At 68.1% G+C, this 20,445-nt stretch carries 21 protein-coding genes; 8 read left to right on the forward strand and 13 right to left on the reverse strand.

Annotated elements, in window-relative coordinates:
- Nucleotides 1-25: 25 nt before the first annotated feature.
- The 5 genes from pknB to thiO form a co-directional block, all read right to left on the reverse strand.
- Nucleotides 26-1,999, reverse strand: coding sequence for a Stk1 family PASTA domain-containing Ser/Thr kinase (pknB, locus tag ABZ004_RS37300; RefSeq protein WP_355686535.1), 1,974 nt, complete (start codon nt 1,997-1,999; stop codon nt 26-28).
- 113 nt (nt 2,000-2,112) lie between these two features.
- Nucleotides 2,113-3,066 carry a LysM peptidoglycan-binding domain-containing protein gene (locus ABZ004_RS37305; protein WP_355686537.1) on the reverse strand — a complete coding sequence of 318 codons (954 nt, stop codon included), beginning with the start codon at nt 3,064-3,066 and terminating at the stop codon, nt 2,113-2,115.
- Nucleotides 3,067-3,263: 197 nt separating this feature from the next.
- The gene (locus ABZ004_RS37310; protein ID WP_355686539.1) at nt 3,264-4,040 is read right to left on the reverse strand and encodes a thiazole synthase; all 777 of its coding nucleotides are present in this window, start codon (nt 4,038-4,040) and stop codon (nt 3,264-3,266) included.
- A 9-nt stretch (nt 4,041-4,049) separates the two neighbouring features.
- Nucleotides 4,050-4,262, reverse strand: a complete 213-nt coding sequence (gene thiS, locus ABZ004_RS37315; RefSeq protein WP_355686541.1) for a sulfur carrier protein ThiS — start codon at nt 4,260-4,262, stop codon at nt 4,050-4,052.
- A complete protein-coding gene (thiO, locus tag ABZ004_RS37320; RefSeq protein ID WP_355686543.1) occupies nt 4,259-5,413 on the reverse strand; it encodes a glycine oxidase ThiO in 1,155 nt (384 codons plus the stop codon). The genes thiS and thiO overlap by 4 nt, the downstream gene beginning before the upstream one ends.
- Nucleotides 5,414-5,456: 43 nt before the next feature.
- On the opposite strand from thiO, the gene thiE reads away from it, so the two are divergent.
- The 3 genes from thiE to ABZ004_RS37335 are packed head-to-tail and all read left to right on the forward strand — an operon-like array spanning nt 5,457 to nt 6,963.
- Nucleotides 5,457-6,113: a thiamine phosphate synthase gene (gene thiE, locus ABZ004_RS37325; protein ID WP_355686544.1), complete on the forward strand. Its 657-nt coding sequence runs from the start codon at nt 5,457-5,459 to the stop codon at nt 6,111-6,113.
- Nucleotides 6,110-6,535 carry a ribonuclease gene (locus tag ABZ004_RS37330; RefSeq protein WP_355686546.1) on the forward strand — a complete coding sequence of 142 codons (426 nt, stop codon included), beginning with the start codon at nt 6,110-6,112 and terminating at the stop codon, nt 6,533-6,535. Before thiE ends, ABZ004_RS37330 begins: the two co-directional genes overlap by 4 nt.
- Nucleotides 6,532-6,963 (forward strand): barstar family protein, encoded by a 432-nt coding sequence (locus ABZ004_RS37335; protein WP_355686548.1) that lies wholly within the window; start codon nt 6,532-6,534, stop codon nt 6,961-6,963. The genes ABZ004_RS37330 and ABZ004_RS37335 overlap by 4 nt, the downstream gene beginning before the upstream one ends.
- Here the strand turns inward: ABZ004_RS37335 and ABZ004_RS37340 are convergent.
- Together ABZ004_RS37340 and ABZ004_RS37345 are read right to left on the reverse strand one after the other, a co-directional pair.
- Nucleotides 6,941-7,696, reverse strand: coding sequence for a DUF2071 domain-containing protein (locus ABZ004_RS37340; protein ID WP_355686550.1), 756 nt, complete (start codon nt 7,694-7,696; stop codon nt 6,941-6,943). The genes ABZ004_RS37335 and ABZ004_RS37340 overlap by 23 nt on opposite strands.
- Nucleotides 7,697-7,728: 32 nt before the next feature.
- Nucleotides 7,729-8,799 carry a polyprenyl synthetase family protein gene (locus ABZ004_RS37345; RefSeq protein WP_355686552.1) on the reverse strand — a complete coding sequence of 357 codons (1,071 nt, stop codon included), beginning with the start codon at nt 8,797-8,799 and terminating at the stop codon, nt 7,729-7,731.
- Nucleotides 8,800-8,854: 55 nt separating this feature from the next.
- Here ABZ004_RS37345 and metF point away from each other — a divergent pair, with 55 nt between their 5' ends.
- Together metF and ABZ004_RS37355 are read left to right on the forward strand one after the other, a co-directional pair.
- Entirely contained in the window at nt 8,855-9,769 is a 915-nt protein-coding gene (metF, locus tag ABZ004_RS37350) for a methylenetetrahydrofolate reductase [NAD(P)H] (RefSeq protein ID WP_355686553.1), read from the forward strand.
- A 23-nt stretch (nt 9,770-9,792) separates the two neighbouring features.
- Entirely contained in the window at nt 9,793-10,323 is a 531-nt protein-coding gene (locus ABZ004_RS37355) for a histidine phosphatase family protein (protein ID WP_355686555.1), read from the forward strand.
- Nucleotides 10,324-10,328: 5 nt separating this feature from the next.
- Here ABZ004_RS37355 and ABZ004_RS37360 read toward each other — a convergent pair whose 3' ends face one another.
- The 3 genes from ABZ004_RS37360 to ABZ004_RS37370 all read right to left on the reverse strand — a co-directional run bounded on the left by ABZ004_RS37360 (nt 10,329) and on the right by ABZ004_RS37370 (nt 14,595).
- The gene (locus tag ABZ004_RS37360) at nt 10,329-12,536 is read right to left on the reverse strand and encodes a UvrD-helicase domain-containing protein (protein WP_355686557.1); all 2,208 of its coding nucleotides are present in this window, start codon (nt 12,534-12,536) and stop codon (nt 10,329-10,331) included.
- 140 nt (nt 12,537-12,676) lie between these two features.
- Nucleotides 12,677-13,984, reverse strand: a complete 1,308-nt coding sequence (locus tag ABZ004_RS37365) for an NAD(P)/FAD-dependent oxidoreductase (protein ID WP_355686559.1) — start codon at nt 13,982-13,984, stop codon at nt 12,677-12,679.
- Nucleotides 13,984-14,595, reverse strand: coding sequence for a DUF4126 domain-containing protein (locus ABZ004_RS37370; RefSeq protein WP_355686561.1), 612 nt, complete (start codon nt 14,593-14,595; stop codon nt 13,984-13,986). The genes ABZ004_RS37365 and ABZ004_RS37370 overlap by 1 nt, the downstream gene beginning before the upstream one ends.
- Before the next feature lie 182 nt (nt 14,596-14,777).
- Here ABZ004_RS37370 and ABZ004_RS37375 point away from each other — a divergent pair, with 182 nt between their 5' ends.
- Entirely contained in the window at nt 14,778-16,703 is a 1,926-nt protein-coding gene (locus ABZ004_RS37375) for a peptidoglycan recognition family protein (RefSeq protein WP_355686563.1), read from the forward strand.
- A 126-nt stretch (nt 16,704-16,829) separates the two neighbouring features.
- Nucleotides 16,830-17,366: a dihydrofolate reductase family protein gene (locus ABZ004_RS37380; protein WP_355686564.1), complete on the forward strand. Its 537-nt coding sequence runs from the start codon at nt 16,830-16,832 to the stop codon at nt 17,364-17,366.
- 73 nt (nt 17,367-17,439) lie between these two features.
- Here ABZ004_RS37380 and ABZ004_RS37385 read toward each other — a convergent pair whose 3' ends face one another.
- Genes ABZ004_RS37385 through ABZ004_RS37395 form a run of 3 tightly spaced genes read right to left on the reverse strand, consistent with a single transcriptional unit; the run spans nt 17,440 to nt 19,599 of the window.
- A complete protein-coding gene (locus ABZ004_RS37385) occupies nt 17,440-17,910 on the reverse strand; it encodes a YbaK/EbsC family protein (protein WP_355686565.1) in 471 nt (156 codons plus the stop codon).
- 10 nt (nt 17,911-17,920) lie between these two features.
- Nucleotides 17,921-18,949, reverse strand: coding sequence for a DUF4037 domain-containing protein (locus tag ABZ004_RS37390; protein ID WP_355686567.1), 1,029 nt, complete (start codon nt 18,947-18,949; stop codon nt 17,921-17,923).
- 53 nt (nt 18,950-19,002) lie between these two features.
- Entirely contained in the window at nt 19,003-19,599 is a 597-nt protein-coding gene (locus ABZ004_RS37395; protein ID WP_355686569.1) for a DM13 domain-containing protein, read from the reverse strand.
- A gap of 331 nt (nt 19,600-19,930) precedes the next feature.
- Between ABZ004_RS37395 and ABZ004_RS37400 the strand changes: the two genes are divergently transcribed.
- Entirely contained in the window at nt 19,931-20,290 is a 360-nt protein-coding gene (locus ABZ004_RS37400; protein ID WP_355686571.1) for a DUF6504 family protein, read from the forward strand.
- The last annotated feature ends 155 nt before the right edge of the window (nt 20,291-20,445 follow it).

Genomic DNA, 20,445 nt, shown 5'->3' on the forward strand with positions numbered 1-20,445 from the left:
ACAGGCCAACCAAAACGTCCCGGACTCAGACGATGGTGACGATCACGGTGCTGCCGGGCTGCGCCATCTTGTTCGCCGCCGGGTTCTGACCGGCCACCAGATTGAGCCCGAGGTGGAACGGCGCCAGCTCGACCTTCACCTTGAAGCCCAGGTCGGTGAGGATCTTCTGCGCGTCCGCGAGCTTCTTGCTGCGGACATTCGGTACGGCGACCAGCGGTGGGCCCTTCGAGACGACCAGCTTCACCTTGTCCTTGGCGAACAGCGTGCCGGTGTTCGGGGTCTGGCTGATCACGTTCCCCGCCGGCACGGTGGCGTCGAACTGGTCGGTCCGGTCGATCCCGAAGCCGGCCTTCCGCAGCGCCTTGGTGGCGTCCTGCACCGGTTTGCCGGTCATATTCGGGACCGCGATCGGCTTCTTGCCCAGGCTGACCCATAGGTTGACCGCGGTGCCGGGCTTCAGCGACGTGTCGAACTTCGGCACGAAGACGATCACCCGGCCGGCCGGCACGATCTCGCTGTAGACGTTGGTCTGCTTGCCGACGATCAACTGGACCGCCTCGAGCGCCCGGGTGGCCGCGTCGACGTCGAGCCCGTTGAGCTGCGGCACGTTGTAGCGCTCCGGCCCCTTGGAGACGACCAGACCGACCGCGCCCTCCTTGCGGATCCGGTCGCCCGGTTTCGGATCGGTCGCCATGATCTGGCCGGCCGGTACCTCCTCCGAGAAGTCCGGAGCGAGCAGCTTGGTCGTCAGCCCGAACTTGCCTGCTTCGGTCGCCGCGGCGGCTGCAGACATGTTGAGCAAGACCGGCGTCGAGGTGTAGCGATGGATGCCGTAGAACCAGGCAGCACTGCCCACGCCCAACGCCAGGGCCAGTACGACGAGGACCGCGATCACGCCGTGGCCGCGCGACCGGGGTGGCGCGGCACGCAGTACCGGCCGGGTCGTGCCGTTGGTAAGGCGCGGCCGGTTCTCCGGCGGCAGGGGAGGACCGTCGAACGGTACGACGATGGTGTCGTTGCGCGGCACCCCGTCGCCGTAGTCACGGCTGTAGCCGTCGTCGTAGCCGCTGTCCTGGCGCATCTGCTGGATCGGGATGGTCAGGTCGCCGGTCAGCTCCGGGTCGTCCGGCAGCCCCTCCTCCAGCGCGCTGCGCACCCGGCGGACCTGGCGGCTCAGCACCCGGGCGTCGGCCGGCCGGATGTCGCGGTCGCGCGCGGTCGCCCGCTGCACCAGCGCATCGACGTACGGCGGGATGCCCTGCTGGATCTCCGACGGTGGCGGCACGTCGGCGTGGACGTGGGCGTAGGCGACCTGGATCGGGGTGTCGCCGCTGTGCGGCTTCATTCCGGTGAGGAGTTCGTAGAGCAGGATGCCGGCCGAGTAGACGTCCGACCGGGCATCGGCGCGGCCGTCGGTGACGAGCTCGGGCGCGAGATAGGAGACCGTGCCCATCAGCATGCCCTGGGTCGCGGTCTGCCCGGTCGCGGTGACGGCGCGGGCGAGCCCGAAGTCGGCGACCTTGACGGTGCCGTCGTCGGCGATCAGCACGTTCTCCGGCTTGATGTCGCGATGCACGATGCCCGCGTCGTGCGCGGCCGACAACGCCGACAAGATCGGAGCCAGCAGATCCAGGGCCCGGGCCGGCGGCAACGGAGCCTGCATCCGTACGACGTCGCGCAGCGTCCGGCCCGGCACGTACTCCATCGCCAGGAACAGCGTGCCGTCGTCGTCACCCTGGTCGAAGACCGCCACCACGTTCGGGTGGGAGAGCTTCGCGGCGGCCCGCGCCTCGGCCACGAACCGGCGGCCGAACTCGGCGTCGTCGCCCAGCCCGAGGTGCATCACCTTGAGCGCGACGATCCGGTCCAGCCGCATGTCGAGGGCCTCGTAGACGGTCGCCATCCCGCCCTTGGCGACCCGCGCACCCACCCGGTACCGCCCGTCGAGCACACGCCCGACGAGGGGATCACTGACCTGGGTGTGTACGTCGTCCGTCACGTGCGGTGAGCCGCCTCTCGAAGCTGTCTGCCCTGAGAGTGTAAATAGGCGCCTCTGTAGCGGCTTCCCCGCCGCGCCGGACTGCGCTTACCGGGGGCCGCTCACCGGACGTTTCAGCGTGGATTCCAGCCGCGTTCCAGCTGCGCCTTGATCCGCAGCACGTTCTTCACGTAGAGCTTCGTGTCCGGGTACATCCCGTTCTTCCGGACGCCGCCGAGGCCCTGGTAGTAGCCGGCCACCGCGAGGTCGAGCCTGGCCGCGCCGGTCAGCCGGTCCAGCAGGACGACCCCTGCGATGACGTTGTCGAGCGGCTTGAGCAGGTCCAGGTCGCGGCCGACGATGCTGGAGGCGAACCGCCCGGTCGACGGGATCACCTGCATCGCGCCGATCGCGTTGGCGGGGGAGACGACCCGCTGCTTCCAGCCGGACTCCTGCCAGGCGACGGCGAGCGCGAGTTCGGGATCGACGCCGTACTTGCGAGCGGTGGAGCTGATCAGCGACCGCATCTGGGCGCGGTTCGGCAGCTTGCGGGTGGCCAGGGTGGCGCGGTTCCTGTCCGCCGCGGCGACGATGTGGTCGGCGTAGGTGCGGCCGGCGAAGGTGTTGTTCTTCTTCTTGACGACCGGCTTCGCCTTGGCCTTGGGGATCGGGACGGGCACACGGAGCGGCTTGCCGCTGTAGATCCGGGAGGTCCGCTTCAGGCCGTTCACCGACAACAGGTAGCCCTGGGATACGCCGTACCGCTTGGCGATCTTGCCGATCGTGTCGCCCGGCTTGACGACGTAGATGATCTGGCCGGCCTTCGGTTGCGCCTGGCGCGGTGGGGCCGGCTTCTTGCCGGGGAGGTTGAGGACGTCGCCGGCGTAGATCGTGTTGCCGTTGCCGGGAAGGTTGTTGAGGGCAACCAATGTCCGGACCGTGGTCCCGTACCGGCTCGCGATCCGGCTGAGGGTGTCGCCGTTCTTCACCTTGTACTGCCCGAAACCAGGTGAACCCGCAGTGATCACTCCGGCGGCCAGCACCGGGACCGCGATCCCGGTCAGTATCCGCACGATCTTGTGCCGCATCATCCGTCTCCCCGTGTCAACGTTCCTTGACGGTAAGTGGTGGTACGGATGTGACAACAGGTACGAATGGGTCACTTGTTACGGCTGTTACGCAATGTTTACAGTTTATGCCTGAACTACATCAATGTGGTTCACAAGCGTTTGCTGTCGGCAACAGGTGCCCAAGGCAAGGGAAGAAGGAAAAGACGGGTGGGGCCTTAAAAGGACAGGCGTCCATCTGTTGGGGAGCTGGCTTGCGCGGAGTGCCACCGCCGGGGGATGCGTCCGGCCAGCAGGGCGTTGCGCCCCGCAGTCACGGCGTCACGCATCGCGGCTGCCATCAGCGCGGGCCGCTCCGCCCGGGTGACAGCAGTAGCGAGCAGCACCGCATCACAACCCAGCTCCATCGCCAGCGCGGCATCACTCGCCGTACCGATCCCGGCATCCAGTACGACGGGAACCTTGGCGGCCTCGACGATCATGCTGATGTTGTGCGGGTTCCGGATGCCCAGCCCCGAGCCGATCGGCGAACCCAGCGGCATGATCGCGACGCAGCCGGCCTGCTCGAGCCGCCGAGCCAGGATCGGATCGTCGTTCGTGTAGGCGAATACCGAGAACCCGTCCGCGGCCAGCGTTTCAGCGGCGTCGAGCAGTTCCACCGGATCGGGCAGCAGGGTGTGGTCGTCGGCAACGACCTCCAGCTTGACCAGGTTGGTCTCCAGCGCCTCCCGGGCCAGCCGGGCCGTCAGCACGGCCTCACCGGCGGTGAAGCAGCCGGCGGTGTTCGGGAGGACGGCGATGCCGTGCTTACGCAGTACGTCGAGCACTGAGCCCTGCTGACTCGGGTCGAGTCGCCGCAGCGCCACCGTCGTGAGCTCTGTTCCGGACGCGACCAGCGCCTCTTCCAGTACTTCGAGGCTCGGCGCGCCGCCGGTCCCCATGATCAGTCGCGAGGTCAGTTCCTGCCCGGCGATCGTCAGGCTGTCATCACTCATGGTTCCTCCTCAACCGCCCTGGACCGCGGTGAGGATCTCCACCCGGTCGCCCTCGGCCAGTGTCGTTCCGGCCCACTCGGCCCGGGTCACCACGGCCTCGTTCACCGCGACGGCCACCCCGATCGGGCTGCGCGCCCATCGGTCGACCACCTCGGCGACAGTGGTTCCTGCTGCGATCTCCTCGGTGCTGCCGTTCACGAGCACCTTCATTGCCTCACTCACCTGGCTACCTTAGGCATGGCGAATCTCCCGATGGTGAAAGGTGCTGCCAGGTCCGGAATCTGGCCGGTCCGGACGGTGTCCGCAATGAGCTGTGCGGTGATCGGAGTCAGCAGTACGCCGTTGCGGTAGTGCCCGGTGGCCCAGAGCAATCCCTCGAGCCCGGACGGCCCCAGGATCGGCGCGTTGTCCGGGGTAGCAGGCCTGAGTCCGGCGATCGTCTCGACGAGCTCCAGCTCATCGGTGATCGGCAGGACCATCCGTGCGTCGCGCAGCAGGGAGAAGACACCGCCTGCGAGCACGCGAATGTCGTATCCGAGCTCTGTCGTCGTGGCGCCCACTACGAGTTCGCCACCAGGCCGGGGGACCAGGTAGACCGAGAAGCCTCGCGCAGTAGCCCGCACTGTGTGGTGCAGCGCCGGTCGGTAAGCCTCTGGGACTCGCAGTCGCAGGATCTCGCCCTTGACTGGCCGGACCGGCGGCACCAGTTCAGCAGGGATCCCCTGGAGCTGTGCTGACCACGGGCCGGTCGCTGCGACGATCTGGGTGGACCGGATGGTGCTGCGGTCTTCCAGCTCCACACCGACGGCCGTAGTACCGGTGGTGAGGACTCGCGCTACTTGCTGTCGTTCGAGCTGTACGCCGGTGAGTTCCGTCGCGCGGAGCAAGGCTGCTACTGCTTGACGGTTGTCGACCGAGTGGTCGCCGGGCACCCAGACGCCGCCGGAGACGCCTGCTGCGAGGAGTGGTTCGCGCTTGCGTGCCTCGCGGCCGGTGAGTTCCTCGACGTCGAGTCCGAGGCGGCGCTGATAGTCGGCCAGGCGACGGAGGGCGGCGGCGTCGTCCACGTCGTACGCGACGGAGAGAGTTCCAGTGCGGTTGAGGCCGGCCGAGAGTCCGGTGAGGGTCTCGAGTTCTTCGGCGAAGTCCGGCCAGGCGGCGACGCTGGCCAGGTTGAGCGCGAGCAGTTCGTCCTCGCCGTACTCGACCTCGGTCACCGGGGCGAGCATGCCGGCCGCCACGGCAGAGGTCCGGCTGCCGGGTGTCGGATCACATACCGTCACCTGGATACCGTCTGCCGCGAGCCGCCAAGCGGTCGCCAGGCCGATCAGTCCGCCGCCGATCACGACGACTTCCGAGCTTCGTTCAGCCATGCGGCTAAGAGTACGGCGGCGGATGCATGGCAGGCTTGGGCTTGTGACTGAGCCCACCGGTACCGATGGATTGCGCGAACGACTTGCGGACGCCCGCCTCTATCTCTGCACGGATGCGCGAGAGAAGCAGGGTGACCTGCCGCAGTTCCTGGGCGCCGCACTCTCCGGTGGCGTCGACATCGTGCAGCTGCGTCAGAAGGACCTTGAAGCTGCCGACGAGCTGGTTGCTCTAGAGGTGTTTGCTGATGCCTGCAAGCGCCACGGCAAGCTGTTGGCGGTTAACGACCGGGCAGACATCGCCTTCGCCGCAGGGGCCGACGTGCTCCACCTGGGGCAGCGAGACCTGCCTGTGCACGCAGCGCGCGCCATCACTGGACACGAGCCGGTGATAGGCCGCTCCACTCATACCTTCAGCCAGGTGAATGCAGCGGTTACCGAGCAGGGCTCGGACTACTTCTGCGTCGGCCCTGTCTGGGCAACTCCGACCAAGCCCGGCCGGAGCGCCGCGGGACTCGAGCTGGTCTCGTACGCCGCCAGTAGGCAGCCCACGAAGCCCTGGTTCGCCATCGGCGGCATCGACCTCGCCCGGCTGGACGAGGTCGTCGAGGCCGGCGCCGAGCGAGTGGTCGTCGTACGGGCGATCACTGAGGCCGACGACCCGGCTGCCGCGGCTGCCGAGTTCAGTAGGCGGCTCAGGTGATCAACAACCCGAAGACGGCGCGGATCATCGCGGCAGTGGTGATCGCCATGCTGGTGATCACGCTGGCGGCGTCGCTGATCGGGTGCAGCTCGGACAAGAACACCGCGCAGAAGGACCCCGACAGCGGTCTGACCTTCGTCGCTGTCGCGGACCTGCCCAAGGAGGCGCAGCAGACGCTGAAGCTGATCCACCAGGGCGGCCCGTATCCGTACAGCCGCGACGGTGTGGTCTACAGCAACTTCGAGAAGATCCTCCCGAAGGAAGCGAGCGGGTACTACCACGAGTACACGGTGAAGACGCCGGGCGAGAAGGACCGTGGTGCCCGCCGGATCGTGACCGGGAAGAACAGCGAGCGTTATTACACCGACGATCACTACCAGTCGTTCCGCCGGATCAAGGCGGACGGGGGGACCGACGGATGACCGACCTGCACACGCTGCTGGCCAACGGGCTGCGGCCGGGCGTGTACCGCTGGCACGCGCACAAGACCTCAACCGACGCCGTACGCCGTACTGTCGGCGCGGCCGGCTGGAACTTCGTCCTGCTGGACACGACCCAAGTGCCCGACAAGGCCGGCTTCCTGGACGTCTGCGCGACCGCGTTCGACCTACCGCGCTGGTTCGGGCGGAACTGGGACGCACTGGCCGACTCGCTGAGTGACAGGTCGACCGGTGAGCCCGAGGTGGTGCTCTGGGAGGGCTGGCGCGAGCTGCTCGACCATGACCACGACACGGTCGATGTGGCGCTGCAGATCTTCGGTGAGGACGCGAAGGAGTCCGGTCAGCTCCGGGTGCTCCTGCGCGAAGCTCACGACGTACCGGATCTCGTCAACGACCTGCCCGAGCTCTAGGGGTAGTCGCCAGCGTCGGTAGCGCGAACTGCGCCGGTACGCCGTAGCTGAAGGCGACGTGGTCGGGCTGACGACCCGCGAGGTCCTGGAGCCCTACAGACGCGAGTAGGCCGTGTTCTTCGAAGGCGGTGAGCTCGGCGTTCCGTAGTACCCAGGTCGGGTGCTCGTTGGGCAGGTGAAATGTGCGGCCTGCTCTGGCGACGTGTAGTCCCCAGCGCGCGGTCAGGAACTCGTCCAGCGCTGTGGAAGTCCGCTGCTCACCTACTTGGACCTGGACAAGGCTGCTGGCCTTGGTGCCCGGCCAACGCAGGCGTGACGTGTAGGTGTGGGTGTCGCCTTCGACCTGGTGACGCATCCGTGCCCAGCGGTAGGGGATACCGAAGACTGTGCGTGCGGTGGCGACTACTGCCGCACGGTCCGCGTCGAGGCTGAGGAAGACGACGCCGCGTCGTCCGGTGGCATCCACGGAGTACAGCCTGATGTTGGTCTCCAGGAAGCTGCCGAACCAGGGCACGGCAGGCCCATGTGGCAGGCCGGTCGCTGTCATCCGGAACGGGACCAGGCCGACATAGCTCTTGCCGTCGAACGTGTCCGGTTCAGTGCCCTTCGGGTAGAAGCGCTGCAGACTCTCGGGCTCCACTGCCCAGTGGAGGAAGGTCAGGTCGAGCCAGTTCTGCCGGAGGATCCGCGGGCGGGGGAGCGGTGGCGCCTCCGGCTGCACTGGCTCGATCATCTATTGGGAGTTCTAGTGGGTTCTAGGGAAATCTAGAGATGACGTGAAGTGGCAGCGACGGCCAGGTCGGCGAGGGCCTTGCGGGCGGTCTCGTCGTCGATGGGGGACCGGTCCAGCGCGTCGAGGGCGTCCTCGGTCTTGTCGGTGATCAGTTCCTCACACGCCTGGACCGCGCGGCTGTCCTGGAGGATCTCGCGCAGCAGCTGGATCTCGTCGTCGTCCAGATCCGGCCGCCCGAAGAGCCGGTCGAATTCGGCCAGCTGGACCTCGGAGGCGTGCTCGACGGCGTACGCGGTGAGGACGGTTCGCTTGCCCTCGCGCAGGTCGTCGCCGGCCGGCTTCCCGGTCACCGTCGGGTCGCCGAAGACGCCGAGCAGGTCGTCGCGCAACTGGAACGCCTCGCCGAGCGGCAGCCCGTACGTCGAGAGCGCGTCGATCAGAGACTGGTCGGCTCCACCCAGTGCCGCGCCGATGTGCAGGGGACGCTCGACCGTGTAGGTGGCGGCCTTGTACCGCAGTACGCGCAGAGCTCGGTCCATGTCCGCTTCGCCGCTGGCCTGGGCGACGAGGTCGAGGTACTGACCGGCGGTGACCTCCACCCGGACCGCGTCGAAGAACTTGGAGGCCCGGGCCAGCGCGGCCGCGTCGAAGCCGGAGGTGTGCAGCATCTCGTCGGCCCAGATCAGGCAGAGATCGCCGAGCAGGATGGCCGCGCCGATCCCGAAGCCGACCGGGTCACCGCCGCGACCCGAGGTCTCGGAACGAGCCCGCTGGAGCGCCTCGAACCGGCGATGCGCGGCCGGCGCGCCCCGGCGTACGTCGGAGGAATCCATCACGTCGTCGTGCACGAGCGCGCTGACGTGCAGCATCTCGAGGCTCGCCGCGGCCTTCAGGATCGGCTGCTTCGGATCGCCCCCGGCGGCACGGAAACCCCAGTAGCAGAAGGAGGGCCGGAGCCGCTTGCCACCACTGGTCGCGTCCCGTGCTGCCTGGACCACCTCGGTGAGTTCCGGCCCGATCGCGGCGAGGCGTTCGTGCTGGATGTCCAGGAAGCTGGTCAGGGTCTGCTGGATCTCGGTCGGGATGTCTGCATCGGCATACACCTCTCGGAGGGTAGTCCGTCCGCGCGCGCGAGCCCACGCCCGGTAGCCTTGGACAATGGCAAACGGTCTCCCCTCGAAGCTTCCCGGCAACACGCCGACGATCCGCGAGCTGCTGGCGACCGGCGAACGGTCCTTCTCGTTCGAGTTCTTCCCACCGAAGACGCCGGAGGCCGAGGAGGTGCTCTGGCGGTCCATCCGCGAGATCGAGCAACTCCGGCCGACCTTCGTCTCGATCACGTACGGCGCCGGCGGGACGACCCGCGACGGCACGATCCGGGTCACCGAGCGGGTCGCCCAGGACACCTCGCTGACGCCGCTCGGGCACCTGACCTGCGTCGCGCACTCCAAGGACGAGCTGCGCTCGGTGATCGGCGCGTACGCCGGATCGGGGGTCCGCAACGTTCTCGCGCTGCGTGGCGACCCGCCGGGTGGGCCTTCGCAGCCGTGGGTCGCGCATCCCGAGGGGATGAACCACGCGATCGAGCTGGTCGAACTGGTGCGCGAGCTGGGTGATTTCTGCGTGGGGGTCGCTGCTTTCCCGGACAAGCATCCCGAGGCGGCTTCGCTGGAGGACGATGCCCGGGTGCTCGCGGCGAAGGCGGCGGCGGGGGCGGACTACGCGATCACCCAGATGTTCTTCGGCGCGGACGACTACTTCCGGCTGGTCGACCGGGCGGCGGCGTACGGCTGCGACATCCCGATCCTGCCCGGCATCATGCCGGTGACGAACATCAAACAGATCCACCGGATGGCCGAGCTGACCGGGATGGCGCTGCCGGTCGCGGTCACCGACCGGCTGCACGCGGTCGAGGACGACCCGGCGGCGGTGCGGGCGGTGGGCATCGAGATCGCCAGCGAGCTGTGCGACGCGCTGCTCGCCGGCGGCGCGCCCGGGATCCACTTCATCACCCTCAACCGCTCCACCGCCACGCGGCAGGTGTTCCAGAACCTCCAGTCCACCCCGGTCTGAGCCGTGCGCCTTATCCTGGCTCGATGGCTGACCCGTCCGACCTGTTGATCGACCGCACCCTCGTGCTGCTCCGGCATGCCAAGGCGGTGCCGCCCGAGTCGATGCCCGACCTGGAGCGCCCGCTCGCCGACCGGGGCCGGGCCGACGCGGCCGCGGCCGGCCGCTATCTCGTTGCCCAAGGCATCGATGCGGACCTGGTCGTCTGCTCACCGTCGATCCGCACCCGGGAGACCTGGCAGTACGCCGCCGAGGCCGGCGCGACCGCGACCGACGTCTGGTACGACCGCCGCGTCTACAGCGCCGGCACCGAAGAACTCCTGGACGTCCTGCACGACGTCCCTGCCGACACCCGGACGGTCATCCTGGTCGGCCATGCCCCGGGAATCCCTTGGCTGGCGGACGAACTGGCCCTCGATGGCACCAGTCCGTCCCGCCTCGAACTCACCCAGAAGTACCCCACCAGCGGCCTGACGGTCCTCCACCTGACCACCCGCTGGTCCGACCTGGCCGCCGACGACGCCGACCTGGTCGACTACGTCATTCCACGCGGCTAGAGGCTTTACGGCAACCAGCGGGTGGTGCTGTTGATGGTGATCATCCGCTGGGTGGCTCGGGTGAGTACGACGTACAGGGCCCGGATGCCGCCGAGGGTGTCGGTGATGATCCGGTCCGGTTCGACCACGATGACCGCGTCGTACTCGAGGCCCTTGGAGTCCAGCGGACTCAGCGCCACCACGCGCGGGTCGCCGACCTCGGCGACCACGGCGTCGATGGCGGGCCGGAGTACGGGCGGCACGATGACCCCGACCGTGCCCTCGACGAGCTGAAGCAGCTCGACCGCGGCGTCCCCGGCTGCTTCGGCGACCTTGCTGGCGTCGAAGATCCGGTGTTCCGGTTCCACCCCGGTACGGCGTACCGCGTCCGGCAGGTCGGCGTCCGGGATCTGCTGCCGGATGACCTCGCCGGCGAACGAGTAGATCTCCGCCGAGTTCCGGTAGTTGGTCGACAACCGGAACGTGTGCCGCTGCAAGTGCGACAGCATCGAGTCCATCGCCGCCCGCGCCTCGGCCGGATCCGGCCACGAGCTCTGAGCCGTGTCGCCGACAACCGTCCAGCTGGCCTGTGGACCACGGCGCGTCACCATCCGCCACTGCATCGGCGAAAGGTCCTGCGCCTCGTCGACCAGCACATGCGCGTACTCCTCCGGCTCGTCGGCCTCGGCGGCCGCGATGCTCCGCGCCCGCCGCTCCGACGTGGTGAGCACCTCGTTCACGCCGTCCGAGAGCCCCTCGAGCCAGTCGAACTCCTCGTCCCGCCCGGCTTCCTGGATCGGCGGCTTGCCGAGCAGCGTCCCGAGCTCGTCGAGCAACGCCACGTCGGCGATGGTGAATTCGTCCGTACTACGGATCGCCGTCGCCAGCGCCTCGATCTCGTCCGCACTGAACTCACCACGTGCCCACCGGGACACCCGACGCGAGTCGCCGAGCCACCGCAGTACGGCACCAGGCGTCAGCACTGGCCACCAGGCGGAGAAGAACGCCTTGTACGCCGGTGTGTCGGTCACCCGGTCGCCGAAGGCCTCACGGTCTGCGTACACCCCCGTGCGCAGGTCCTCGGGGAACCTGTTCCACAGCGCTGCCACCAGACCCTTGCGGGCTTCGGAGGCGGCACGGTTACGCGGCGTACGCCGGAGGGCGTTACGGCGTACGTTGTCCAACTGGTTGGCGTCCAGCTCGACAGTGGCTCCGCCGATGAACACGCGCAGAGACGTCGGTGCATCGGGCACCCGGTCGCGCGCAGCTCGGGAGAGCAGCCCACGCATCCGCAGTGATCCCTTGACCGCAGCAGCGGCCGCCTCGTCGACAGCAGTAGCCCGTACGCCGTCCACTAGCTCACCGACTGCTCGCAGCGACACGGTGTTCTCGCCGAGGCTGGGCAGTACTCGCTCGATGTATGCCATGAATGCAGAAGACGGCCCGACGACCAGTACGCCGCCACGCTCGAACCGGCGACGGTCGGAGTACAGCAGGTAAGCAGCACGGTGCAGGGCCACCACGGTCTTGCCGGTACCAGGTCCGCCGCCGATCACGGTGACACCGCGAGCAGGTGCCCGGATCGCCTCGTCCTGCTCGGCCTGGATGGTCGCGACGATGTCCCGCATCGTGTGCCCGCGAGCACGCGACAACGACGCCATCAGCGCGCCTTCTCCAAGTACCGGCAGGTCCTCCGGCGACCGGTCGGGTGCCAGCAGGTCGTCCTCGAGCCCGACGATCCGCGGACCCTTGTTCCGCAGTACACGACGCCGTACCACCCGCAGCCGGTCGGTCGACGTCGCCCGGTAGAACGGCTCGGCCGCGGGCGCGCGCCAGTCGATCACCAGCGGCTCGTACTCCGCGTCGCGGACGCCGATCCGGCCGACGTACAGCTTCTCCAGCTCGGCTGCGGTCGCGACGGGCTCGGTGCCGTCGCCGGTGTCGGAGTCGAGCCGGCCGAACACCAGCCCCTCGTGCTCCGCGTCCAGCTCGGCGATCCGGCGGGCGGCCGCGAACACCAGCACGTCCCGCTCGTAGAGGCCGGTCTGCTCCTCGTCGCGGACCCGCCCGACGTTCTGCGCCTGACCGCGTTCGTGCCCTTCGACCGCAATCCGGGAAGCGGACTTGGCGGCCTCGTCGACCCGGGTGTACACCCGGTCGACGTGTGCCTGCTCTGCGTCCAGCTCAGCCCGTTCGACGTTGTCCAGATCGGTCGATGTGGGGGATTGATCCACCGGGGTCCTCTCTATTGCCGGGCGCTTTACCCGACACGGAACACATGAACGATCAATCTTAGTGCGACCTTCCCGGCGTCCCCAGGCCGGTATCAGGCTTTGCCCATCAGGCGGTGTCCGGCCTCGCCGATCAGGCAGTGTCAGGCTTTGCCGATCGCGTCTGCCACGATCGCGGCGCCGAGGGTCGTCGCCGGGACTCCGGTCCCGGGGTGAGCGCCTGCGCCCACGCAGTACAGGCCCTTGACGGGCGAGACGTTCGCGGCGCGTTTGCGGGCTGTCCGGAAGCCCTCCCAGGCGACTCCGGCGAGCCAGGAGGAAGAGGCCTGGCGGGAAACGACCTTGTCCCGGATATGCAGGCCGCGGGCGACCAGGAGGTCCAGTACGTCGTCTGTCGGGTAGCCGTGGACCAACACGGACCAGGCCTGGTGCCCAGCGGGTGCTACTCCACCAGTGCGGACTACTACCGTCGGGCTGCCATGCAGGACCGTTTCGAACGGCAGGTCCGGCACAGGCTCACGCAGACCGAGGTGTACGACGTACGCCGCCTGCGCCTGGTGCGTAGACATCACCTGGCGCTTGACCTTCTTGGCGGCCTTGTCGTCGACCAGCCGGCTGTAGAGCTCGCGTGGGTCGACATCACTGACCACGATGTCGGCTGGTAACTCAGTGCCATCAGCTAGCCGGACTCCAGTGACTACACCGTTCTTGGTGATGACGGCGACCACCTCAGCGTGGGTCCGGACGTCGACCTTGCGCTCTGTGGTCCGCTGGGCCAGTGCGTCGGCTACTGCGCCGAAGCCGCCTTCGACAGTCCAGCGGCCGAAGGTGCGCTCGAGGTAGGACCAGACGCCGACGTAGCCGGGCGTTTGCTTCGGGTCAGAGCCGTGCTGGGTTGCGTAGTACCGCAGTACTGCACGGGCTCGGTCGTCGTCGAGTCGTCGGTCTGCTACCCGGTTAAGTGACTGCCAGGGCTTCAAGGTGCGGATCGCGTTCCAGGGAAGGCGGTTCATCAAGGGCGGTTCGAGCGAGGTCTTCCGCAGTACCTGCCAGGTCTCGCCGTAGCTGTCGACCAGGTCCGTCCAGCGCTGCGCAGTCTTCTCTCCGGCCAGGTTGGTCCATGCTTCGAGCTGACCGGCCCGGTCACCGACAGGCAGGTCGAGCACCGAGCCGTCGCCGAAGAGGTGGCGACGTGGCTCGGTGATCGGATCCAGCTGGACGAGGCTCTCGATCGGCCGGCCCGACTTGCGGAACAGGTCACGCAGGGCAGCGGGCAACGTAGTACTGGCTGCTCCGGCGTCCCAGCTGAAGCCGTCCGCGTCGACGCGACCGAGTGCGCCACCGAGACGTTCGTCCTGCTCACAGATGGTGACCTGGTGGCCGAGCTTGGCCAGCCGTACGGCAGCGGCGAGACCGGCGAGGCCGGCCCCGATGACGATCACACGAGCCATCAGACTGCACTGCTCCCCGTTGCTGGATTGCTGCGTTTCTCTCGCCAGGCCCGGAATCTGGCCAGGCCCCGGCGGATCGCCCGGAACGCGAAGTACACCGAGACGAGCCCGATCAGCAGCAGGATGCCGGCGATGATCAGGGCAGCGGTCGGATGGAATGCGGCCAGCGAGACCACACCGGCGACCGCGACGTCCTCGCCCGACGAGGCCGCGATGTTGGTGACCGGCTCGGGGGAGGTGTTGATCGCCAGCCGAAGGCTCGACTTCACGAAGTGCGACAGCAGCGCGGTGACCCCGCCGGTGGTCGCGATGATCGCCTGGTGCAGGTCGCTGGCCTGGCCGGCCACCAGGGCGGCGACGATCGCGCCGATGGTCGGCCGGATCACCGTCGAGATGGCGTCCCAGGCCGAGTCGATGTACGGGATCTTGTCGGCGACGAACTCGAACAGGAACAGCGCGGCGGCAGCGATGAGCACACCGTTGCCGGTCAGGCCCTTCGGGACGCTGTCGACCTCGGCGAACCGGCCGAGCAGGCCGAGGATGAGGACGCACGCGTAGGCGTTGATCCCGCTCGCCCAGCCCGTCGTGAACGCCAGCGGCAACGCTTCCATGATCGGTACTCCGTAACCCTCAGTTGCAACCCGTCGGAACGCTACTCGTGGTCAGTATCGAACCTATCGATCCGGATTTTGGTTAACCGTTGACATCGGCCTGTTTGCGACCCAAAGTGAACACGCCGCCGGTCTGTGTCACCATCAGCCCGGCCACCCCAGATGGGTCAGGGAGATCAATCATGCTTCGTCGTCCGAAGATTCTCGCCGCACTGGCAGTCGTAGCGCTGCCCATATCCGTGATCGGCGTGTCGTCAGGGGGTCCACCGACGGCCTCGGCCGCTTCGCCCGGGCCGTCCGCCCAGGCTGCTGCGTCAGCGTTCCAGGCTGCCTCGCAGAAGTACGGCGTACCGGAGTCGGTGTTGCTGGCTGTGTCGTACGCCGAGACGCGGTGGGACGACCACGCGGGCAAGCCGTCGACGTCCGGTGGCTACGGCCCGATGCACCTCACCGCCGTCGACCCCGGTGAGCGCGAGGAGCGGTCCGGCGGTGCTGAGATCGCGCAGGCTCCCTCGCTGCGCACGCTCTACAAGGCGTCCACGCTGACTGGCCTGGACCCGGTTGCACTGCGCAACGACGCTGCCGCAAACATCGCTGGTGGTGCTGCACTCCTTGCTGACTACCAGCGTTCTCTGAAGCTTCCGGTCGGAGCACAGACTTCCGCTGCCGACTGGTACGGCGCCATCAGCTCGTACTCCGGTGCTGCCGACCAGGCGACTGCCTCTGCCTATGCAGACGACGTCTACTCCATCCTGGCTCGCGGTGCCGCCCGTACGACCAACACCGGGCAGCAGATCGTCATGCCGGCTGTGAAGGTCACGCCGGCCAAGTCGCAGCTGGCGCGTGTCGGTCTGCGTGCGGCTCCTAAGGCTGCTGCTGCTGCGACCGAGTGCCCGGCTCAGCTGGGTTGCGAGTCGCTACCGGCGCCCTACTCGCAGTACGGGCCGGGTGCCGGTGACTACGGCAACCATGACCTGGCCGATCGGCCGAAGACCGGCAAGATCGACTACATCGTCATCCACGACACCGAGGGCAGCTGGCAGGGCACGCTCAACCTGATCCAGGACCCGACGTACGTGAGCTGGCAGTACACGATGCGGTCCTCCGACGGGCACGTCTGGCAGCACGTGGATGCCAAGGACGTCGCGTGGCACGCCGGCAACTGGTACGTGAACATGCATGCCATCGGCATCGAGCACGAAGGCTTCGCCGCTCAGGGCGCCACCTGGTACACCGATGTGCTCTACCGCAACTCGGCCAAGCTGGTGCGCTACCTGGCCCAGAAGAACAACATCCCGCTGGACCGCGCGCACATCATCGGCCACGACCAGGTGCCCGGCACGGTCCCGGCGAACGTGGCCGGCATGCACTGGGATCCGGGACCGTACTGGGACTGGGAGCACTACTTCGACCTGCTCGGCGCACCGATCTACGGGCACAGCATCTTCCCGGTCAAGGCCGGCACGATCGTCACCGTGAAGCCTGGCTTCGCCGACAACCAGCAGGTCGTCACCGGTTGCAACGCCGACGGGACCTGCGCGCCGCAGGGCACCAACTTCGTCTACCTCCGGCAGGCGCCGGACGACGCGGCTCCGCTGGTCAAGGACTTGGGCAACCGGCCGAACGGCGCTGACAGCACCACGCAGGTCTCCGACATCGGTGCACGGGCTGCGGCGGGTTCGCAGTACGTGGTTGCTGAGCGGTCGGGGGACTGGGTAGCCATCTGGTACCTCGGTGCCAAGGCTTGGTTCAAGAGTCCCGCGTCGGCGCCTGATGCCTTTGCGAAGCCGGGGCTCGTGGTGAAGCCGAAGGCCGGCAAGGCGACCGTGCCGGTGTACGGGCGGGCGTATCCGGAGCAGGCGGCGTACCCGGCCGGGATTCCGTACCAGACGGTCACGCCGCTGCAGTACACGATCGGCGCCGGTCAGGCCTATCCGGTCGGTGACGCGAACATCGAGACCGACTACTACCGGGCCGTCACGTTCGCGGGTCAGCCGCCGACGGACCACGTGCAGGTGCTCGGCAAGGACCGCTACTACCAGATCTGGTTCGGCCACCGGATGGTCTACGTCCGCGCAGCCGACGTCGACCTGAAGCCGGCCTTCTAGGTTGTGTCAGAGGCGAGGCCGTCCAGCACCTGCTGGGCGGCCTCGCTTTGTTTTCAGCCGAATGTCGATCTGTGGAGTTGCCGCCCGACGCAGGGGTGACAGCAACCAGATCGAAGGAGACACACCATGAGGAAGCTCACTGCCGAACTCTTCTCGACGCTCGACGGGATCGTGTCCGGACCGCAGCATTGGCACGGGCCGTACTTCACCGAAGAAGCCGCCCGGCAGACCGAGGAATCGCTCGCGACGTCGGACCTGATGCTGCTCGGCGGGAACACCTACGACGAACACGCGGGCTACTGGCCGACGGCCGAGGGCCGGATGGCGGACCTGATGAACGGCATCGCCAAGCTGGTCGTGACGAGCCGCACCGAGCCGCTGGAGTGGTCGAACTCCAGTCAGCTCTCCGGCGACGTGGAGACCTCGATCCGCGACCTCAAGGAGCAGCCCGGCGGCGACATCCTGATCACCGGCAGCGTGGCCCTGGTCAAGTCCCTGCTCACCGCCGGCCTGCTCGACGAACTCCGTCTGATCGTCGACCCCATCATCGTTGCCGAAGGCACCCGCCTCTTCGACACAGCGCCACCCTCCGCTTGGTCCCTCACCACCACGACCCCCCACCCCACCGGCGCCATCACCCTCACCTACACCCCCGCCCCCTGAGCCTCCCGACGTACGCCGCCCCACCCTGGTTGACCGTGACCGGGTTCGGCTGAGGCTCCCGGCGTACGGCGTCTCAGTTGACGGTGACCGGGGTGCCGTTGGTGAGGTTGAGGAGTTCGGCGTACGAGGTGGGGAAGACCGAGTGCGGGATGCCGGCCGCGGCCCAGACCTCGGAGTAGTCCTCGAGGCTGGTGTCGACCAGCGTCCGGATCGGCGCCGGGTGCCCGACCGGCGCGACGCCACCGATCGCCTGGCCGGTGTGCTCCTTGACGAACTCCGGCGTGGCCCGGCGCAGCTTCGCGATCCCGAGTTCGGCGGCGATCTTCGCGGTGTCGACCCGGTGCGCGCCCGAGGTGAGGATCAGCACCGGCGACCCGTCGCCGTCGAAGATCAGGCTGTTCGCGATCGCGCCGACGTCGCAGCCGAGCTCGGCGGCCGCCGCGGCCGCGGTCGGGACCGCGTCGTCGAGGATCCGGATCACACCGGTCGCGCCGGCCGCCTCCAAGGCGTCGGCAACCAACTGGACATTGGGATGAGTGCTCACAGTTCAGAACCTACTTCTCATAGATAGCGGTGAGTCGCCGGTAGACAGTGCCGTCTCCGAGCAGGTCGGTGTTGTCGGCGAACTGGTCGATGCTGCCGACCAGCTCGAGCCCACGCAGCCAGGGATCGCCGACCTTCGTCAGGCAGGCCTCGGCGAACCGACCGGCCTGCAGCACCATCGCCGGTCGATCGTGATACTGCCTCGGCGCCGGATCGACGTACTCCGTGATCCCGAGCTCGTTGTGCCGCCGCGCCACCTTCTCGTACGCCGCGGTCAACGCCTTCTCCCGTTGCTCGTGCGTCTGCGCGCTTGTCGCGTCGCTCAGGTCATTGTGGAGCCCGTCGTGATGGGGGAGCCGGGCGAACGCCGTACCGAGCCATTTCGTGTACGGCGCATAGGTGCGCGCCATCAACAAGGCCAACCGGATCAGGTCGCGAGCGAGCCGGGCCGCCACGATTCTCGAGCCGAGCTCGTCGCCGACCTCCGAGGTGCGCTGCACGAACGATTCTTCCTCGGCGATCCGTTTCCACTGGCAGGCGAGCAACCAGTGCCACACGTCGTCCGGATACCAGGCGAGGGCGTCGCGGATCTTCGCGAGCCGCCCGTCGTCGGCGTACACCGGACCGGCCACGACCCCGAGCAGTTGCTGCTGCGGCGTGATGAGCCAGTCCTCGGTCGACATCCCGTCGCTCACATCGCGCCCGACCTGATCCTCGAGCCAGCCGCCGACCGTCTTCACGGTGATGTGGTGCACCGGCTCCTGAGTGTCCCAACCGAACCTGACGTCGTACCCCTCGTACTGCGTGGGCAGGTGCGCCTCGATCAGCTTGGTGACGTCGCTGACCTGGTCCTCATCGACGAGCACGTGCAGCCGCGGACCCCAGCCGTGGTCGGTCGAGCGCTCGGTGTCGTACCCGAGCACGTCCGAGCCCCAGCCCAGAAGCCCTGCTGCATAAGGGATTCCGCCAAGCACCCGCCGGACCACGTCGTCGTGGAACCCAGCGCTCAGCGTCCTCGCCGAAACAAATCCCCTTGCCATGCAGCGACTTTAACCCGACCAGGCAATCGCCTGCCCGCGGTTTTCCACAGGGGTCAGCCTCGGCCGAGCTCGGCGGCTCCGAACGAGACGTTGAAGCGGTTGCACCAGATGGAAACGCTTGTGAAGTCGGCCGGTTCGACGTTCGCGGGGATCGCGTAGTTCTGATTGCCTTTGTTGCCCTTGAGCTGGCCGAGGCTCCGGTAGTGGCCGTCGTCGAAGACGTGCCAGCCGGCTTTGCCCTCGATCACCTCGGCGTCACTCAGCCAGACCTCCAGATCGGGGCCGTCGGAGGTGTCGAGTCCGGTCAGCCTCAGGATCTTCGTGCCGTCAGGCAGCCGGACGATCGCGACATTTCCTTCCGTGTGGTGTTCGTGCGAGATGAAGGTGCCGGACCTCTCTACTACCGGTGCCGGCTCGGACGTGGGTTCCGGCGGTGTCTTCGACGGTGCCGGAACCGGTCCGCCGGAAATTGTCGGTGGCGCCGGTGAGGATGTGGTCATGGAGATCGGGCCGGTGCCCGGGAGCGCTTCGTCGACAACCTTGTCGGTGAAGAGCCGCCAGGGCTGGAACAGCGGCAACGCGACCGCTGCGACGACGGCTGCCGCGGCGAGCGCGGTGCCGGCGACGACGCGGCGGCTCGGTGTCGGCATCGGAATCCTCGGCTCGGTGCGGGCTGGAGTTCCAGTCTGGCCCGCCACGGCCCGCCCGGCCGCCACGCCGGCCTTACGGCCCGTTGACGATTGTCGGCGGGCACCGCTACTCTTTCAGTGTTCGAACAGATGTTCGATTGGCCCCACCGGCTCGTCGGGAGACCGGCGGGGGCCGATCGGATCAGCTGGACGACTCCGGTGCGGAGTTGCGGCCGCATCGGTAACCGGTGGTCCCGGTGGGCCGGGCGCCGTGGTGGACCTCGACCCCCACCTGGCGCCCACCCACCGGGCCGCTGCCCAGGGGAAGTTCGCGCACAGGAGGCGATGGAGCATGTGGGAGTTCGACGAGGCCGTTGAGGTGCGTTCGGTGTTCGTGGACGGCATCGAGACTCCGGAGCAGTTCCTGTGGCGCGGTCGGCTCTGGCGGGTCTGTGCCGTCGAGGCCCAGTGGGTGGAGACCGCCGCCTGGTGGGAGCGCGGCGTGATCGGCTCGGGGGTCGGTGTGGCGACCGCGACGGCAGTGGCGGGATCATCCGCGGCCGTCGGGGTGTTGGACGCAGATTGGGGACCGCAACGGGCGGTCTACCGAGTAGAGGCGGGGTGTGGCCGGCACGGGCGACGGGAGATGTTCGATCTCGCCCACGACCCGGATTCCGGCCGCTGGCAACTGGAGAGGGTGACGGACCGATGACAGTTTCACCGGTATCCCCGGCAGCCGCTGGTTCGGCAAGCCGCGACCTGGCCCGCGCACGGACCGCGCTGGCCGAGGCCCGCGAGTCAGCCGACCACCTGCTGAAGTACTCGAGCGCTCACGTGGCAGCGCTCCGGGTCGCCGCCGCGGTCCTC

Origin of the sequence: Kribbella sp. NPDC006257 (assembly GCF_040613535.1) — a bacterium.
Lineage (GTDB): Bacteria > Actinomycetota > Actinomycetes > Propionibacteriales > Kribbellaceae > Kribbella.

Coding starts and splice junctions, on each gene's coding strand:
- ABZ004_RS37335 (WP_355686548.1), top strand. CDS start 6,532: ATGACCGACCTGCACACGCTGCTGGCCAACGGGCTGCGGCCGGGCGTG.
- ABZ004_RS37365 (WP_355686559.1), bottom strand. CDS start 13,984: ATGGCTCGTGTGATCGTCATCGGGGCCGGCCTCGCCGGTCTCGCCGCT.
- ABZ004_RS37400 (WP_355686571.1), top strand. CDS start 19,931: ATGTGGGAGTTCGACGAGGCCGTTGAGGTGCGTTCGGTGTTCGTGGAC.
- ABZ004_RS37375 (WP_355686563.1), top strand. CDS start 14,778: ATGCTTCGTCGTCCGAAGATTCTCGCCGCACTGGCAGTCGTAGCGCTG.
- ABZ004_RS37380 (WP_355686564.1), top strand. CDS start 16,830: ATGAGGAAGCTCACTGCCGAACTCTTCTCGACGCTCGACGGGATCGTG.
- ABZ004_RS37355 (WP_355686555.1), top strand. CDS start 9,793: ATGGCTGACCCGTCCGACCTGTTGATCGACCGCACCCTCGTGCTGCTC.
- ABZ004_RS37395 (WP_355686569.1), bottom strand. CDS start 19,599: ATGCCGACACCGAGCCGCCGCGTCGTCGCCGGCACCGCGCTCGCCGCG.
- thiO (WP_355686543.1), bottom strand. CDS start 5,413: ATGGCTGAACGAAGCTCGGAAGTCGTCGTGATCGGCGGCGGACTGATC.
- ABZ004_RS37390 (WP_355686567.1), bottom strand. CDS start 18,949: ATGGCAAGGGGATTTGTTTCGGCGAGGACGCTGAGCGCTGGGTTCCAC.
- metF (WP_355686553.1), top strand. CDS start 8,855: ATGGCAAACGGTCTCCCCTCGAAGCTTCCCGGCAACACGCCGACGATC.
- ABZ004_RS37310 (WP_355686539.1), bottom strand. CDS start 4,040: ATGAGTGATGACAGCCTGACGATCGCCGGGCAGGAACTGACCTCGCGA.
- ABZ004_RS37370 (WP_355686561.1), bottom strand. CDS start 14,595: ATGGAAGCGTTGCCGCTGGCGTTCACGACGGGCTGGGCGAGCGGGATC.
- ABZ004_RS37305 (WP_355686537.1), bottom strand. CDS start 3,066: ATGCGGCACAAGATCGTGCGGATACTGACCGGGATCGCGGTCCCGGTG.
- ABZ004_RS37340 (WP_355686550.1), bottom strand. CDS start 7,696: ATGATCGAGCCAGTGCAGCCGGAGGCGCCACCGCTCCCCCGCCCGCGG.